The 13,996-nt window shown below is 67.0% G+C and carries 16 protein-coding genes; 4 read left to right on the top strand and 12 right to left on the bottom strand.

Annotated elements, in window-relative coordinates:
• Positions 1 to 104 precede the first annotated feature (104 nt).
• From gatA to NWE53_RS03530, 3 genes are all read right to left on the bottom strand, one after another.
• Entirely contained in the window at positions 105 to 1,619 is a 1,515-nt protein-coding gene (gene gatA, locus NWE53_RS03540; RefSeq protein WP_265053001.1) for an Asp-tRNA(Asn)/Glu-tRNA(Gln) amidotransferase subunit GatA, read from the bottom strand.
• A gap of 83 nt (positions 1,620 to 1,702) precedes the next feature.
• The gene (gene gatC / locus NWE53_RS03535; protein ID WP_265053000.1) at positions 1,703 to 1,990 is read right to left on the bottom strand and encodes an Asp-tRNA(Asn)/Glu-tRNA(Gln) amidotransferase subunit GatC; all 288 of its coding nucleotides are present in this window, start codon (positions 1,988 to 1,990) and stop codon (positions 1,703 to 1,705) included.
• A gap of 114 nt (positions 1,991 to 2,104) precedes the next feature.
• Positions 2,105 to 2,803: a metal-dependent hydrolase gene (locus tag NWE53_RS03530; RefSeq protein ID WP_265052999.1), complete on the bottom strand. Its 699-nt coding sequence runs from the start codon at positions 2,801 to 2,803 to the stop codon at positions 2,105 to 2,107.
• Positions 2,804 to 2,925: 122 nt separating this feature from the next.
• Here NWE53_RS03530 and ade point away from each other — a divergent pair, with 122 nt between their 5' ends.
• Positions 2,926 to 4,626 (top strand): adenine deaminase, encoded by a 1,701-nt coding sequence (gene ade, locus NWE53_RS03525; protein WP_265052998.1) that lies wholly within the window; start codon positions 2,926 to 2,928, stop codon positions 4,624 to 4,626.
• Positions 4,627 to 4,757: 131 nt separating this feature from the next.
• Here the strand turns inward: ade and NWE53_RS03520 are convergent, their stop codons facing one another.
• Genes NWE53_RS03520 through NWE53_RS03510 form a run of 3 tightly spaced genes read right to left on the bottom strand, consistent with a single transcriptional unit; the run spans position 4,758 to position 7,356 of the window.
• On the bottom strand, positions 4,758 to 5,690 hold the full coding sequence (locus NWE53_RS03520; protein WP_265052997.1) for a hydroxyacid dehydrogenase: 933 nt from the start codon (positions 5,688 to 5,690) through the stop codon (positions 4,758 to 4,760).
• 32 nt (positions 5,691 to 5,722) lie between these two features.
• On the bottom strand, positions 5,723 to 6,775 hold the full coding sequence (locus NWE53_RS03515; RefSeq protein ID WP_265052996.1) for a YeiH family protein: 1,053 nt from the start codon (positions 6,773 to 6,775) through the stop codon (positions 5,723 to 5,725).
• Positions 6,772 to 7,356, bottom strand: coding sequence for a GNAT family N-acetyltransferase (locus tag NWE53_RS03510; protein ID WP_265052995.1), 585 nt, complete (start codon positions 7,354 to 7,356; stop codon positions 6,772 to 6,774). Before NWE53_RS03510 ends, NWE53_RS03515 begins: the two co-directional genes overlap by 4 nt.
• 171 nt (positions 7,357 to 7,527) lie before the next feature.
• Here NWE53_RS03510 and ruvX point away from each other — a divergent pair, with 171 nt between their 5' ends.
• On the top strand, positions 7,528 to 8,028 hold the full coding sequence (gene ruvX, locus NWE53_RS03505; protein WP_265052994.1) for a Holliday junction resolvase RuvX: 501 nt from the start codon (positions 7,528 to 7,530) through the stop codon (positions 8,026 to 8,028).
• Between the two features lie 33 nt (positions 8,029 to 8,061).
• On the opposite strand, the gene NWE53_RS03500 is transcribed toward ruvX, so the two are convergent.
• Together NWE53_RS03500 and NWE53_RS03495 are read right to left on the bottom strand one after the other, a co-directional pair.
• On the bottom strand, positions 8,062 to 8,436 hold the full coding sequence (locus NWE53_RS03500; protein ID WP_265052993.1) for a hypothetical protein: 375 nt from the start codon (positions 8,434 to 8,436) through the stop codon (positions 8,062 to 8,064).
• A 140-nt stretch (positions 8,437 to 8,576) separates the two neighbouring features.
• A complete protein-coding gene (locus tag NWE53_RS03495; protein ID WP_265052992.1) occupies positions 8,577 to 8,969 on the bottom strand; it encodes a hypothetical protein in 393 nt (130 codons plus the stop codon).
• A gap of 222 nt (positions 8,970 to 9,191) precedes the next feature.
• On the opposite strand from NWE53_RS03495, the gene NWE53_RS03490 reads away from it, so the two are divergent.
• Together NWE53_RS03490 and NWE53_RS03485 are read left to right on the top strand one after the other, a co-directional pair.
• Positions 9,192 to 10,106: an AEC family transporter gene (locus tag NWE53_RS03490; RefSeq protein ID WP_265052991.1), complete on the top strand. Its 915-nt coding sequence runs from the start codon at positions 9,192 to 9,194 to the stop codon at positions 10,104 to 10,106.
• A gap of 113 nt (positions 10,107 to 10,219) precedes the next feature.
• Entirely contained in the window at positions 10,220 to 10,468 is a 249-nt protein-coding gene (locus tag NWE53_RS03485; RefSeq protein ID WP_265052990.1) for a hypothetical protein, read from the top strand.
• A 56-nt stretch (positions 10,469 to 10,524) separates the two neighbouring features.
• On the opposite strand, the gene dprA is transcribed toward NWE53_RS03485, so the two are convergent.
• From dprA to NWE53_RS03465, 4 genes are read right to left on the bottom strand one after another with little or no spacing between them, the layout of a single operon-like run.
• Positions 10,525 to 11,742, bottom strand: coding sequence for a DNA-processing protein DprA (dprA, locus tag NWE53_RS03480; RefSeq protein ID WP_265054808.1), 1,218 nt, complete (start codon positions 11,740 to 11,742; stop codon positions 10,525 to 10,527).
• Positions 11,743 to 11,757: 15 nt separating this feature from the next.
• Positions 11,758 to 12,381 (bottom strand): glycerol-3-phosphate 1-O-acyltransferase PlsY, encoded by a 624-nt coding sequence (gene plsY / locus NWE53_RS03475; protein WP_265052989.1) that lies wholly within the window; start codon positions 12,379 to 12,381, stop codon positions 11,758 to 11,760.
• A gap of 31 nt (positions 12,382 to 12,412) precedes the next feature.
• Complete coding sequence (pyrC, locus tag NWE53_RS03470; protein WP_265052988.1) at positions 12,413 to 13,759, bottom strand: dihydroorotase; 1,347 nt, start codon at positions 13,757 to 13,759, stop codon at positions 12,413 to 12,415.
• Positions 13,752 to 13,994: a hypothetical protein gene (locus NWE53_RS03465; protein ID WP_265052987.1), complete on the bottom strand. Its 243-nt coding sequence runs from the start codon at positions 13,992 to 13,994 to the stop codon at positions 13,752 to 13,754. The genes pyrC and NWE53_RS03465 overlap by 8 nt, the downstream gene beginning before the upstream one ends.
• Between the last annotated feature and the right edge of the window lie 2 nt (positions 13,995 to 13,996).

The raw sequence follows: 13,996 nt of genomic DNA, 5'->3' as shown, positions 1-13,996 counted from the left end.
AAAGGGGCTGCACCGTCGCAGCCCCTTTTTTTGATTCTCGCGGCTATGGGTTCCGGGCTCGGACCTGCGGTCCGCCCCGGAATGACAAGGGAGGAGCTACTCCCTCAGCCCCACCAGCGCTCGGAAACCGGGAAGCGGCCTGCCGCTTCCTCGATGACCTGCCCGAGCGAGAACAGCGTCTCCTCGTCAAAGGGGCGGCCGATGAGCTGCAGGCCGAGCGGCAGGCCCTGGGCGTCCAGCCCCGCCGGAACAGCGATGCCGGGAAGGCCCGCCATGTTCACCGTCACCGTGAAGACGTCGTTGAGATACATCTCGACCGGATCGGCCGAGCCCTTCTCGCCGATGCCGAAGGCGGCGGAGGGGGTGGCGGGCGTCAGCACGGCGTCGATCCCGGCCGCATAAGCCTCGTCGAAATCGCGCTTGATCAGGGTGCGAACCTTCTGGGCGCGTAGGTAATAGGCGTCGTAATAGCCGGCCGAGAGGACGTAGGTGCCGATCATGATGCGGCGCTTGACCTCGGCGCCAAAGCCGGCGGCGCGGGTCTTCTCGTACATCTCGACGATGTCCTTACCCTGCTCGCGCAGGCCATAGCGGACGCCGTCATAGCGGGCGAGGTTGGACGACGCCTCGGCCGGCGCGACGATGTAATAGGCCGGCAGAGCGTATTTGGTGTGCGGCAGCGAGATCTCGACGATCTCGGCGCCAGCGGCCTTCAGCCAGTCGATGCCCTTCTGCCAGAGCGCGTCGATCTCGGGGTTCAGACCCTCCAGCCGGTACTCCCTGGGAATGCCGATCTTCATGCCGTTCACCGAGCGGCCGACGGCCTGCTCGTAATCCGGCACCGGCGCATTGACCGAGGTCGTGTCCTTCGGATCATGGCCGGCCATGGAGCGCAGCATCACGGCGCAGTCGCGCACGGTCTTGCCAATCGGGCCGGCCTGGTCGAGCGAGGAGGCGAAGGCGACGATGCCCCAGCGCGAGCAGCGGCCATAGGTCGGCTTGATGCCGACCGTGCCGGTAAAGGCGGCCGGCTGGCGGATCGAGCCGCCGGTGTCAGTCGCGGTCGCGGCCAGGCAGAGATCGGCAGCGACGGCCGAAGCCGAACCGCCCGACGAGCCGCCTGGTACGAGATGATTACCCTCGACGGCGCCGCTCGAGCCCGCCGAGACATTCGAGCCTTTGCGGCGCCAGGGGTTGACGACGTTGCCGAAGGCCGATGTCTCGTTGGACGAGCCCATGGCGAACTCGTCGTTGTTGAGCTTGCCGAGCATGACCGCGCCGTCGCGCCAGAGCTGGCTGGAGACGGTCGATTCATAGGCCGGCACGAAATTGCCGAGGATGTTCGAGCAGGCCGTGGTGCGCACGCCCTCGGTCGCGAACAGGTCCTTGATGCCCAGCGGCAGGCCCTCGAGCGGCCCGCCCTGCCCCTTGGCGAGCTTCTCGTCGGAAGCGGCGGCCTGCTTCAGAGCGTGATCGGGCGTTTCGAGCACATAGGCATTGAGGGCGCGGGCCTTCTCGACGGCGGCGATATGGGCTTTCGTCAGCTCTGTGGCGGTGAAGGTCTTGGCCTTCAGGCCGTCGCGGGCCTCGGTCAGCGTCAGGCGGGTAAGATCGGTCACGGGAGAATTCCGGCGTTATCTGGTCAGGAGACCCCGGATCGCGCGCGGCGCGTCCGGGGTGATCGAACGGGCGGCTTCACCCTTCACTCGATCACCTTCGGCACCATGAAGTAGTTGTCCTCGGAGACCGGCGCGTTGGCGACGATCTTTGCGGCGATCTCGCCGTCGTTCACAACGTCCTCGCGCTGCTTCATCGCCATCGGCGTCACCGAGGTCATCGGCTCGACGCCCTCGACATTCACTTCGTTGAGCTGCTCGACGAAGCCGAGAATGGCGTTGAGCTCGCCTTGCAGCTTGGGCAGATCGGCCTCCGGCACGGCGATGCGCGCGAGATGCGCGACGCGTTTGACGGTGGCGAGATCGACCGACATGGCGGACTCCTGAAAAGGTGGCGGCGCAGGACGCCGGGAAAGCTTCGCCGGGCTATAGCGCGGCGAGCATGCAGACGTAAATCAGCATTGCTCGATCGGCCCGGTTTCTCCGGCTCAAACCGAGAAAGCCTCGCCCTTCCTGGGCACGACGACCTCGATGCCGCTGCCCTTCACACCCGCAAGGAAGGCATCGGCGTTCTGGTCGATGATCGGGAAGGTGCCGTAATGGCTGGGGATCGCGACCTTCGGCTTGACGAAGCGCGTCATGGCGAGCGCAGCGACCTTGCCGCCCATGGTGAAGCGGTCTCCGATCGGGCAGATGCAGGCCTCGACGCCGTGGATCTCGGCAAGCAGAGCCATGTCGGAGAAGATGTCGGTGTCGCCCATGTGCCAGAGCGTCTTCTCGCCCCTGGCCTTGATGATCGCGCCGTTCGCGTTGCCGACGGGAACGTTGACGCCGCCCTCGCCCATGCCGGCCGAGTGATCGGCCCGGACGAGCGTGACGCTGAAGGGGCCGAGATCGACGGTGCCGCCGGTGTTCATGGGCTGGAAGCTCTTCAACCCCTGCGCGGCCAGATGCATGGCGAGATCATAGTTGGTGATCACCGTCGCTCCGGTCTTCTCCGCGATGTCGAGCGTATCGCCGACATGGTCGCCATGGCCGTGGGTGACGACGATGTGGCTCACGCCCTTCGAGATCGCCGCGACATCGCCCTCGAAAGCCGGGTTCCCGGTGAAGAAGGGATCGATCAGAATGGCGGCGCTGTCGATGTCGACGCGGAAGGCGGAATGGCCGTACCAGTTGAGTTTCATGCGAAGGCTCCGGACTTTCGAAATGCCGGCCTCTATCTAGGCTGATCCGCGCGCCCGACCAAGTCGACAATGCCGTTCAGGAGTTGCAGGCTGGCGCAATGCCAAACCAACGGAATCGCCCCATGACCGACGCCGCCACACTCGCCCGCCGGATCGCCCAGGGCCATGGCGACGAGCCGGCCGATCTCGTCATCAAGGGAGCAAAGCTGCTCGATCTCGTCACCGGCGATCTGGTCGAGAGCGACATTGCCATCTGCGGCGACACCATCGTCGGGACCTATGGGCGCTACGAAGGCAAGCGCGTCATCGATGCCAAGGGCCTCATCGCGGTGCCCGGCTTCATCGACACGCATCTGCACATCGAATCCTCGCTGGTGACGCCGCTCGAATTCGAGCGCTGCGTGCTGCCGCACGGTGTCACTACCGCGATCTGCGATCCGCACGAGATCTCGAACGTGCTCGGTGTCGACGGCATCCGCTACTTCCTGCGCTCGGCGGAGGCGATGCGGATGGACCTTCGCGTCAACCTGTCGAGCTGCGTGCCGGCGACCCATTTGGAGACCGCCGGTGCGCGGCTCGAGGCGCACGACCTGACGCCGTTGATGGACCATCCCAAGGTGATCGGCCTTGCGGAGTTCATGAACTTCCCCGGCGTGATCCACCGCGATCCCGGCTGCCTCGCCAAGCTCGAAGCCTTCTCACACCGCCATATCGACGGCCATGCGCCGCAGGTGCGGGGCATGGACCTCAACGCCTATCTCGCCGCCGGCATTCGCACCGATCACGAGACGACCACCGCCGACGAAGCTCGCGAGAAGCTCGCCAAGGGCATGGCGATCCTGATCCGCGAGGGCTCGGTCTCGAAGGACCTGCATCAGCTGATTCCGCTGATCTCGCGCGACGCCTCGCCCTTCCTCGCCTTCTGCACCGATGACCGCAACCCGCTCGACATCGGCGAGGAAGGCCATCTCGACTACATGATCCGCACGGCGATCGCGGAGGGGGCGGATATGCTGGCGACCTACCGAATCGCCTCGCTCTCGGCGGCGCGAAATTACGGGCTGTTTGACCGCGGCTTCATCGGGCCGGGCAAGCGCGCCGACATCGTGCTGGTCGAGGATCTCGCTGCCTGCTCAGTCCGGCAGGTCTTCACCGGCGGGCGCTTGGTCGAAGACGCGCTGTTCGAGGGCCGGGCGGAGGTGGCGCCGGTCGGGCATGGCAGCGTGAAGTGCCGACCTGTCACGCCGGAGGATTTCCGCGTGAAAGCGCGCGATGGCGAGACGCCGGTGATCGGCGTCGTGCAGGGCCGGATCATCACCGAGCGGCTGTCAATGCCCCTGCCCTCACGTGACGGCGAAGCCCTGCCCGATCTCGGCCGGGACGCGATCAAAGTCACCGTGATCGAGCGGCACGGTCAGAACGGCGGCATCGCCAGCGGATTCGTCCACGGCTTCGGCATGAAGCGCGGCGCCATCGCTTCCTCGGTAGGCCATGACAGCCACAACCTCTGCGTCGTCGGGGTCGACGATGCGTCGATGGCGGCGGCGGCCAGCCGGTTGATCGAGATCGGCGGCGGCTTCGCGGTCGCGGATGGCGACAAGGTCACAGCTGAGCTGGCGCTGCCCGTTGCGGGGCTGATGAGCGAAGAGCCGTTCGAGACGGTGCGGCACGATCTGGAGCATCTGCGCGCTGCGGCGAAGGCGCTCGGCGTCGTGCTGGCCGAGCCGTTCCTGCAGGTCGCCTTCCTGACGCTCCCGGTGATCCCGCATCTCAAGATCACCGACAAGGGGCTGGTCGATGTCGATCGGTTCGACTTCGTGTGAGGTGACCGAGGCTCCCGTCATGCTCGGGCTTGACCCGAGCATCTCTCGCAGGAAGAGGCTCCGGCGCTTTCTGGTCCTGAGATTCTCGGGTCTGCGCTTCGCTTCGCCCGAGAATGACGCCACCCGGGTAGCTAAATCCGCCCTTCCAGCGCGGCCATGACCTTCTCGGCAACCAGCCCTGAGACGCGGCCGTTCGACTCCACCGTATTGCCGGCGATGTGCGGGGTCAGGATCAGGTTGGGCGCCCCGGTGAAGACCTTGGCGGCGTCCTTGCCGAGCGGCTCCTGCTCGTAGACGTCGATGGCGGCGCCGCCGAGCTTGCCGGCCTTGAGCGCCTTGACCAAAGCCGCTTCGTCCATGATGCCGCCGCGCGCGGTGTTGATCAGGATCGCGTCGGGCTTCATCCCGGCAAGCGCCTTCGCGTCGATCATGCCCCGCGTTTCGGCCGTCAGCGGCACATGCAGGCTGATGACATCGGCCTCGGCCAACAGTTCGGCGAAGTCGAGCCGGCGCACGCCGCTCCAGGCGGGGTCGTCGACCGGCAGGCGCGGATGATAGGCCGCGACCTCCATGCCGATCGCCCGCGCGTGGTGGGCGACGTCGCGCGCAATGGCTCCGAAGCCGACGAGGCCCATCAGCTTGCCGGCGATCTCCCGGCCGATCAGCTTCGTCTTCGGGAATTCGCCCGCCAGCATCGCCGCATTGGCGAAATAGGCGCCGCGCAGCAGCATCATCGTCGTGCCGATGACGTATTCCACGACGGAGAGGCTGTTGGCGCCCGTCGCGGGAAAAACGCGGATGCCGCGGTCGGCGCAGACCTTCATGTCGAGATTGTCGAGCCCGACGCCGAGGCGACCGATCACCTTCAGCGCCCGCGCCGCGTCCAGCACCTTGCCACGCACCTGCGTCTGGTTGCGCACGATCACGGCCGGGACATCGGCGACCAATCGCGCGATCTCGTCCGGGCTGGCGAAAAGCTCGGGGTCGTAATGAACCGTGTAGCGCGCCTTGAGGTTCGCGACGGCGGTCTCGTCCATGAATTCGGTGATGACGATGTCGGTCATGATGCCCCCGGGGCCATTTTTCCTGTCGTGGCTCAGCCCAGCAAAGCGAGGCCGGCCGCGACGACCACGAGGATTGTCACGGTCGTTCCCGTGACCAAAGCCAGATGCCGCCAGCCGAGCCGGGCCATCGCCGCCATCGAAGTGCCCAGCCCCAGCGCCGCGATGGCGATGAGCAGGCCCCAGCGCGAGGCTTCGAGCAGGGCGTCGCGAACCGGCTGATAGAGCGGCGCCAGCGTGGGCATCAGCGCCAGCAGGCTGTTCAGCACGCACAAGATCAGGAAGACGATGGCGAAGACCGGGACCGGCACCTTGGCCTTCGAGAGCTCGCCGCTGTCGCGCACCAGCCACCAGCCGACGATCAGCACCGAAGGCAGAAGCAGGAAGACCCGGAAGAGCTTGACGATCACCGCCACATTGGCGACCTCGTCCGAGACGGACTGGCCGGCGCCGACGACCTGCGCCACGTCGTGGATGGTGCCGCCGAGCATGATGCCGGTCTGCTGCGGCGAGAAGCCGAGCCAGACGCAGATCAGCGGATAGGCCAGCATCGCGACGGTGGCGAAGACATTCATGGCGATGACGGTGAAGGCGACGTCCGCGGCCTTGTTGCGATAGTCCGGCACGACCGTCGCCGTGGCGAGCGCGGCGGAAGCGCCACAGACCGCCGTGGCGACGCCGGCGAGCGCGCCCATGCCGGCTTCGCGGCCGAGCAGGCGCGCCAGCGCGAAGCCGACGATGACCGTCACCACCATCGAGCCGACGATCAGAAGCGCCGTCGAGAGGCCGAGCGCCGCGATATCCCCCAATGCGATGCGCAGGCCGAGCAGCGCGATCGCCCAGCGCAGCAGCTTCTTGACGCAGAAGGTCATGCCCGGCGCGAAGCGCCGGGTGTTGGCCAGCGGGTGCAGCAGCATGCCGATCACCAAGGCGATGACGATGGCCGGGATGCCGATGCGGCCGCCCGCTGCAGCCTTGAGGAGCGGCTCGAGGAAGGCGGAGGCTATCGCGACCGCTGCAGACAGCAGGATGCCGGGCAGAAGCGGGCCAAGGGAGCCCGCTTTGCGGGAAGCGGCGATGTCGGTCATGGCGCGGTGCTGACGATGAAAAGAAGGCGTGGATCGGGGCTGTAGAGCGGAGCGACGAAGGTTTCGGCGAATCGTCCGCCGTTCTTCTCGATGATACGGCGCGAGGCGTGGTTGTCGGCATCGCAGGTGATCGTGATCTCCGGCAGCCCGGCCTCATGCGCAACGCCCAGCATCGCCGCAAGCGCGGCGGTGGCGTAGCCGTGCCCGGTGTAGGCCGGCAGGATGGCGTATCCGACATGGCCGAGCACATGCTCCGGCAACGCCGTCATAGGGCGCCCGTCGCCATCCTCCTGCCAACGCAGGTTGATCGAGCCGATGAAGGGGCGTTCCGGCCGGTCCTCGGCGAAGATCCAGCGCGTCGGTCCGGGTATGCGCTCGACCTCACGGCCATCGGGCAGACGGATGCGGCCGGGTCCGCCGCGAATCTCGGCCAGGAATGCATCGGCATCGCGGGCGATGGCGGCGAGCTGTTCTGGCGCGACATCGCGCGTCGTGTTCGGCGACCAGCCCCCGCGCAGCGCCGCCTCATAGGCGCCGAGCAAGGCTTTGTCGGGAACTTGCAGGGAGATGCGCGCCGGCACGGCGAGAAGATCCTTCTACGCGGCAACGCCGCTCCAAGCGCGCGCATATAGCCTGATCGCCGCCGATACGCGATGGCTTCCGCGCTACAGCTGCCGGGAAGCCGCCATTCGCCGGGTGTATCGGAGAAGGTATTGCTCGCGAGGCGGGGCAGCGCGTGATACCGCCTTGCCATGGCCAGCCAGATCGTTTCGCTCGAAGCCTTTCTCGACCTTCCGGCGCATGCGCGCCTGCTCGGCCTCGACCTCGGCACCAAGACGATCGGGCTCGCGCTGTCCGATCTGGAGAGGCAGATCGCGACGCCGCTGGAGACGATCCAGCGGGTCAAGTTCGGTCTCGATGCCGCTGCGCTGCTGAAGATAGCGCAGAAGCATCAGGTTTCCGGGATGGTGATCGGCTTGCCGCTCAACATGGACGGCACCGAGGGGCCACGCGTGCAGTCGACGCGCGCCTTCGTCCGCAACCTCGCTCCCCTCACCGATCTGCCGATCGTGTTCTGGGACGAGCGGATGTCGACGCTTGCGGTGACGCGCACCCTGCTCGATGCCGACGCCTCCCGCGCCAAGCGCGCGGCAGTCGTCGACAAGATGGCAGCGGCCTACATCCTGCAGGGCGCGCTCGATCGGCTGGGCAGGCTCGTGCCGATCGAAGACGATGAAGACGGCCCGTACTGACAGCGCCCGAATTGAAAGCGGGCGGCGGCGTCTTTACTGGATGAATATTCCGCGCTTGATCGCCTTCTTCTGCGCCTCGCGCTCGTTCTTGATCGCCCGCTTGCGCTCGTCCAGCGACATGCCGGCCATCGGATCCTGCTGGCGACGGCCGCCATCCACGCCGGAACGGCGATCATTGCGCCAGTCGCCGCGGCCGTCGTCTCGCCCATAACCGCGACGGTCGTCGCGCCAGCCGCCACGATCGTCGCTACGACCGTAGTCGCGCCGATCGTAGCCGTCACCGCGCCGTTCATACGAACGGTCATAACCGGGGCCGCCATAGTATTGCGCAGCGGCGGGCTCGACGCAGGCCAAGCCGATCGCCGCCATTCCCAGCCCCGCGACCAGAGCGCTTCGAAGCGAGATCATGTGAAGATACCCCCAACCTTCCATCGAGATGCGACGCCATCCATCTGACGGCGAATCGCAAAGATTTTCCTGACGCAGGCCCTCACATAGCAAGGCCCGCGCAGATTGCGCGGGCCTTGCAGGGAGCACGGAACCGCAGATCAGCGATTATCGCGGAAGTCATACGGCGCGTAGTAGCGGTAAGGCGCGTAATAACCCCGCGGATAGGCATAGACCGGGGCCGGCGGAGCCGCGTAGTAGTCGTCTTCGTAATACGGCGCCGCATAAGCGCGGTTATTCGCCGCAACCGCAGCGGCACCCAGAATACCCAGGCCGACGGCGCCGGCGATCGCCGCACCACGCGACGGGCCGCGCCAGCCGCCATGGTAACCGCGATAACCACGGTAATACTGCGAGTACCCGGCTTGCGCCTTGTCGAGGCGGGCGGAGTCGAACATCCGCTGCTCCTTCGCCAGAGCGGGGACAGCCAAGCCGCCAGCCGCGACGCTCGCTGCAGTCAGCGCGATGGCAACCTTCTTGTGCAGAGAACTCATGACGGCATCTCCTTTCTCGGGATCATCCCGAAATATGGCGAGAGTTTCGTTCGATCCGCTTGAATGAGACCTGAACCAATCGCGGCGGCATTGCGGCAGGAACACAGCGGCTTTCCATCCACGCTCTTGCCGGGCGCAATCCGCCATGGGACAGGCCTGTTGATACGCGTTCATCAACCTCTGGCGGGTTCCGTTGTTCCCCCCGCCCCGTCCGGTTCAGCCATGCTCGACAGCCTGATTGCCGTTTTCCTCGTCATCGCGACGGGCTGGCTCCTGAAGGTCCGCAACATCGTCTCGCCGGCGCATTGGGTCGGCGTCGAGCGCCTGACCTATCAGGTGCTGTTCCCGGCCGTCGTCATCCACACGCTCGCCATGGCCGATCTGCGCGGCGTGCCCGTCCTCGCCATGGGGTCGAGCCTCGTGCTGGCCATCCTGAGCGTCGCGGCGCTGCTGCTGCTGACCCGGCCGGTGCTGGCGCGGGCGGGGATCGACGGCCCGGCCTTCACGTCGATCTTCCAGGGCTCGGTCCGCTGGAACACCTTCGTCGCGCTCGCGCTTGCCGCCGGCCTGCAGGGCCGCAACGGCGCGACGCTGATGGCGATCGCGGTTGCCGCCATGATCCCGCTGCTCAACGTGATGTGCGTCGTCGTCCTCGCGCGCTTCGCAAACGGCAAGCCGATGAGCGTCGGTGCCACCATCCGCTCGATCCTGTACAACCCCTTCATCTGGTCTTCCGCCGTCGGTCTCATCCTCAATCAGGCCCAGTGGCTGCTGCCCTCGGCGTTCACCGGCTATCTCGACGTGCTGGGGCGGGCCTCCCTGGGCATCGGCCTCCTCGTCGTGGGTTCGGCGCTCGATCTGAACCGGCTGGCGCGCCCCCGCTTGGCCCACTGGGCCGCCGTTGGATTGAAGCTCGTGGTGATGCCGTTCGCGGCCTGGCTCTATGCCGGCTGGTTCGGCGTCACGGGTCCGGCCCTGACGATGACCGTCATCGCCGGCGCCGTTCCCACGGCCACCGCCGCCTACTTCCTCGCCCGCGATCTCGGAGGCGATGCGCCGCTCATGGCCGAGATCACGACGCTCCAGACCCTGCTGGCGCTGGCGACGCTTCCGGCTGCAGTGCTGCTCCTGACCTGACTACTTTAGCTTGAAATTTATTGGACACTACAATCTATAATTGTATACCGCCTGGAGGATCGAAGCCCCTCCACACGAGTTGGTCCCCGATCCTGCGAGGGAATCCAGTCGCCATGAAGCAAAAAGCCCAAGATCTGGCCTCGCTCAAGCCCGACTCTGACGACAATCAGGACGATGCCACTCCCGATCGGTCGATGACCCCGCTGGAAGCCGCCTCCTTCATCGAGAGCATGACAGCCGAGCTACGGATCATGGCCCGCGACACGAAGCTGAACACATTGTCCTATTTTCTGGAGATGGCGCGGGTCGAAGCTTCAGCCGAAATCGTGCGTCAGGCGCGCTCGAGCGACGACAGCCAATAAGCCAATCTCGGCCGTCAAATCGCCCCCTCGACCACCGGCCTCCCGAACCCGGAAGGTCAGACGCGCGCCCGCGACAAGGCTCCCCCCGGATGTCGGCGCACTTCGCCTTCGAGCTCCAACTCGACAAGGACCCGGTTGATCTCGCGCGCCGCCTGGCCGCTCGCGCGGACGAGGTCATCGAGCGCGACCGGCGTCGGTCCAAGCAGGTCCATGACGAGGCGCCCGAGATCCGGCACTCCGGCCGGCCCTTCCAGTGTCGCGGCAGATTGCGGCGGAGCATAATTCTCGTCATGCCGGACGAAGCCCGGGGCCGGTGTCACCTCCGGCAGGTCGAGTTCATCCCACATCGCCTCGCTTGGCGGCTCGCCCGAAGCCTCTCGCAGGGCGGAGCGTTCCAGCCAGGAAGCCGGCTCCTGCCGGCGCAGCGGCGCCAGCGCCTCGATGACATGGGAGGCTTCGGCACAAAGCGTGGCTCCCTCCCGGATGAGGTGATTGCCGCCCTCTGCGCGCGGATCGAGCGGCGAGCCCGGCACGGCGAAGACTAATCGGCCCTGTTCGTTGGCAAAGCGCGCGGTGATCAGCGAACCGGAGCGCCGCGCCGCCTCGACGACGACCGTACCCAGCGAAAGACCCGAGACCAGCCGGTTGTGGCGCGGGAAGTCGCGCGCCCGTGCGACCCAGCCGAGCGGCATCTCGCTAACGATGGCACCTCTTTCGGCGATGCGATCCGCCAAGGGAGCGTTCTGCGGCGGGTAGATCTCGTCGAGGCCGCCGGCGAGCACGGCGATCGTGCCGGTATCGAGGCTCGCCTGATGGGCGGCCGTGTCGATGCCGCGCGCAAGGCCGGAGACCACGATGTAATCGGCCTCGCCGAGTTCGCGCGCCAGCCGCGCGGTGAACTTCATCCCTGCCGCGGAGGCGTTGCGGGAGCCGACAAGCGCGACCGCTGGCCTTTGCAAGGCTTGCACCTGTCCGAGCACCGCGATGAGCGGCGGCGCGGAATCGATCGCCTGCAGAGGCAAGGGATAGTCCGCCTCACCCAGTGCAACGAGGCGACCGCCGAGGCGCCGTAGCCCTTCCAGCTCGCGCTCCGCCTCGGCAAGCGTGCAGATGCGGATCGGGCGGGCGGCCTGACGTGCAAGGTCCGGCAGCGCCTCCAGCGCGGCTCCGGCCCCGCCGAAACGGTTCATCAACGAGAGGAAGCTGCGCGGGCCGATGCTCTCGCTGCGGATCAGCCTCAGCCAATCGAGGCGCTGGCGATCGGAGAGAGCGATGCCAGCCATCCGCGTTCAGCCCTTCTGGCCGATCTTGCCTTCGCGCCCGGTCAGGAGCCGGGCGATGTTGGTTCGGTGCATGATCCAGAGCAGCACCGTCAGGATGCCCATGACGATGGCGGCCTGGTGCATGCCGGCCCAGAACCAGAGCAGAAGCGGCGTCAGCAGGCTGGCGACCAGCGCCGAAAGCGATGAATAGCGCGAGAGATAGGCGATGCTCAGCCAAACGGCGGCGAAGACCAGCGCGATCGAGGCCTTCACGCCGATGAGCACGCCGAGATAGGTCGCCACGCCCTTGCCGCCCTTGAAGCGCAGCCAGACCGGGAAGAGATGGCCGATGAAGGCGCCGATGCCCGCAACAAGCGCTGCCTCCGGCCCGCCGAGCAGGCGCGAGCCGACGATGACAGCCACTGTGCCTTTCAGCATGTCGCCGACGAGGGTGGCGGCCGCGAGCTTCTTGTTGCCGGTGCGCAGCACATTCGTCGCGCCGATATTGCCCGAGCCGATGCTGCGCAGATCCGGCCCGCCGGCCAGACGCGTCAGGACGATGCCGAAGGGGATGGAGCCGAAGAGATAGCCGACGACGAGGGCGATCAGCGTGGCGGAGCCGGAGAGGCTCCAGTTCAAAACATCCGTCATGCCGCCCCTTTTCCCGCAGTCCGCACAGAGCCTAGCCCGGCTCGTATTCGTACACCACCCGTCCGCCGACGATCGTCGCCTGGACGATGCCTTCCAGGCGCGCTTCGTCGAAGGGCGAGTTCTTGGCGCGCGATTTCAGCTTGCGCTTGTCGACGACGAAGGGCGCCTCGGGATCGAACAGGATGAGGTCGGCCGGGGCACCCGGCGCCAGCCGCCCCGCTTCCAGTCCGAGCAGGGCGGCAGGGCGCGCCGACAGGGCGGCGAAAAGCTGCGGCAGCCCGATCTGCCCGGCCTGCACCATGCGCTGCGATGCCGAAAGCATGGTCTCGATGCCCAGCGCGCCGTCCGCCGCCTCGGCGAAGGGCTGGCGCTTGGTCTCGACGTCCTGCGGATCATGGTCGGAGACCACGACATCGATCACGCCTTCGGCGAGCGCGGCGACCAAGGCGAGGCGATCGTCCTCGTGACGCAACGGCGGCGAGACCTTGCAGAAGGTGCGGTAGTCCCCGACGTCGTTCTCGTTGAGGGTCAGGTTGTTGATCGACACGCCGCAGGTGATGCGCACGCCGTCCAGCTTGGCGCGGCGGACCAGCTCGACTGATTCCGCGCAGGAGATCATCGCCGCGTGGTAGCGGGCGCCCGTGGCTTTCGCGAGGCGGATATCGCGCTCCAGCATCACCGTCTCGGCCTCGAGCGGGATGCCCGGCAGGCCCTTCCGGCTGGCGAACTCGCCCTCGTTCATCACGCCGAAGCCGCGCAGCTCGGGATCCTCGAGATGGTTCATGATCAGGGCGTCGAAATCGCGGGCATAGATCATGGCGCGGCGCATCACCTGCGGATTGCGCAGGCTCCTGGCGCCATCGCAGAAGGCGACCGCGCCGGCTTCGAGCAGCAGCCCGAACTCGGTGATCTCCTTGCCTTCCAGCCCCTTGGTCAGCGCCGCGCAGGGCAGCACGTTGACGATCGCCTTGTCGCGGGCGCGGCGCTTGAGGAAGTCGATGATCGCGGGGTCGTCGATCGGCGGATCGGTGTCGGGCCGGCACACCACGGTCGTGACGCCGCCGGCAGCGGCGGCATGCGAGCCCGTGCCCAGCGTCTCGCGGAATTCGGCGCCGGGTTCGCCGAGGAAGGCACGCAGGTCGACCATGCCCGGCGTCAGCACGAGCCCCTTCGCATCGACGCGGCGCACGCCCTCGGGCGTCGCGGGCGCGGCGCCCCATTCGACCGCGGCGATCGCGCCGTCGCGTAGCAGCACGGAGCCGGCCCCGTCGCGCCCGGTCACGGGGTCGACCAGCCGGGCGTTGACGATCGCCAGGTCCCGCGATGCGATGTCCCGAGTTGCCAAGTCCTGCGCTGCGATGTCCTGAGATTCAGCCATGTTCGGTTCCATCCCGGCGATCAGCGCTCGGCCGGCGTGTGAAGACGTAGCTCCAGAAGGCGACGAGCCCCCAGAACAGCAGGCAGAGCAGGCCACCGGCGATCACGATGAACCATGTCCACCCCGCGCGCGGATCGGCATAAAGGAAGCCCGCCGCGACCACGAGATAAAGCCCCGTGAAGACGAAGCGCGCCCGGTGCATCAGGGAGAGCAGCCAGGCGAGAGCTCCCTCCATCC

Origin of the sequence: Bosea sp. NBC_00550 (assembly GCF_026020075.1) — a bacterium.
In the GTDB taxonomy this organism is placed as follows: Bacteria; Pseudomonadota; Alphaproteobacteria; order Rhizobiales; family Beijerinckiaceae; genus Allobosea.
The sequence above is the reverse complement of the archived record's forward strand: the minus strand, read 5'-3'. Positions and strand labels throughout refer to the sequence as shown.

Coding starts and splice junctions, on each gene's coding strand:
- gatC (WP_265053000.1), bottom strand. CDS start 1,990: ATGTCGGTCGATCTCGCCACCGTCAAACGCGTCGCGCATCTCGCGCGC.
- NWE53_RS03530 (WP_265052999.1), bottom strand. CDS start 2,803: ATGAAACTCAACTGGTACGGCCATTCCGCCTTCCGCGTCGACATCGAC.
- ade (WP_265052998.1), top strand. CDS start 2,926: ATGACCGACGCCGCCACACTCGCCCGCCGGATCGCCCAGGGCCATGGC.
- NWE53_RS03520 (WP_265052997.1), bottom strand. CDS start 5,690: ATGACCGACATCGTCATCACCGAATTCATGGACGAGACCGCCGTCGCG.
- NWE53_RS03515 (WP_265052996.1), bottom strand. CDS start 6,775: ATGACCGACATCGCCGCTTCCCGCAAAGCGGGCTCCCTTGGCCCGCTT.
- ruvX (WP_265052994.1), top strand. CDS start 7,528: ATGGCCAGCCAGATCGTTTCGCTCGAAGCCTTTCTCGACCTTCCGGCG.
- NWE53_RS03500 (WP_265052993.1), bottom strand. CDS start 8,436: ATGATCTCGCTTCGAAGCGCTCTGGTCGCGGGGCTGGGAATGGCGGCG.
- NWE53_RS03495 (WP_265052992.1), bottom strand. CDS start 8,969: ATGAGTTCTCTGCACAAGAAGGTTGCCATCGCGCTGACTGCAGCGAGC.
- NWE53_RS03490 (WP_265052991.1), top strand. CDS start 9,192: ATGCTCGACAGCCTGATTGCCGTTTTCCTCGTCATCGCGACGGGCTGG.
- NWE53_RS03485 (WP_265052990.1), top strand. CDS start 10,220: ATGAAGCAAAAAGCCCAAGATCTGGCCTCGCTCAAGCCCGACTCTGAC.
- plsY (WP_265052989.1), bottom strand. CDS start 12,381: ATGACGGATGTTTTGAACTGGAGCCTCTCCGGCTCCGCCACGCTGATC.
- pyrC (WP_265052988.1), bottom strand. CDS start 13,759: ATGGCTGAATCTCAGGACATCGCAGCGCAGGACTTGGCAACTCGGGAC.
- NWE53_RS03465 (WP_265052987.1), bottom strand. CDS start 13,994: ATGGAGGGAGCTCTCGCCTGGCTGCTCTCCCTGATGCACCGGGCGCGC.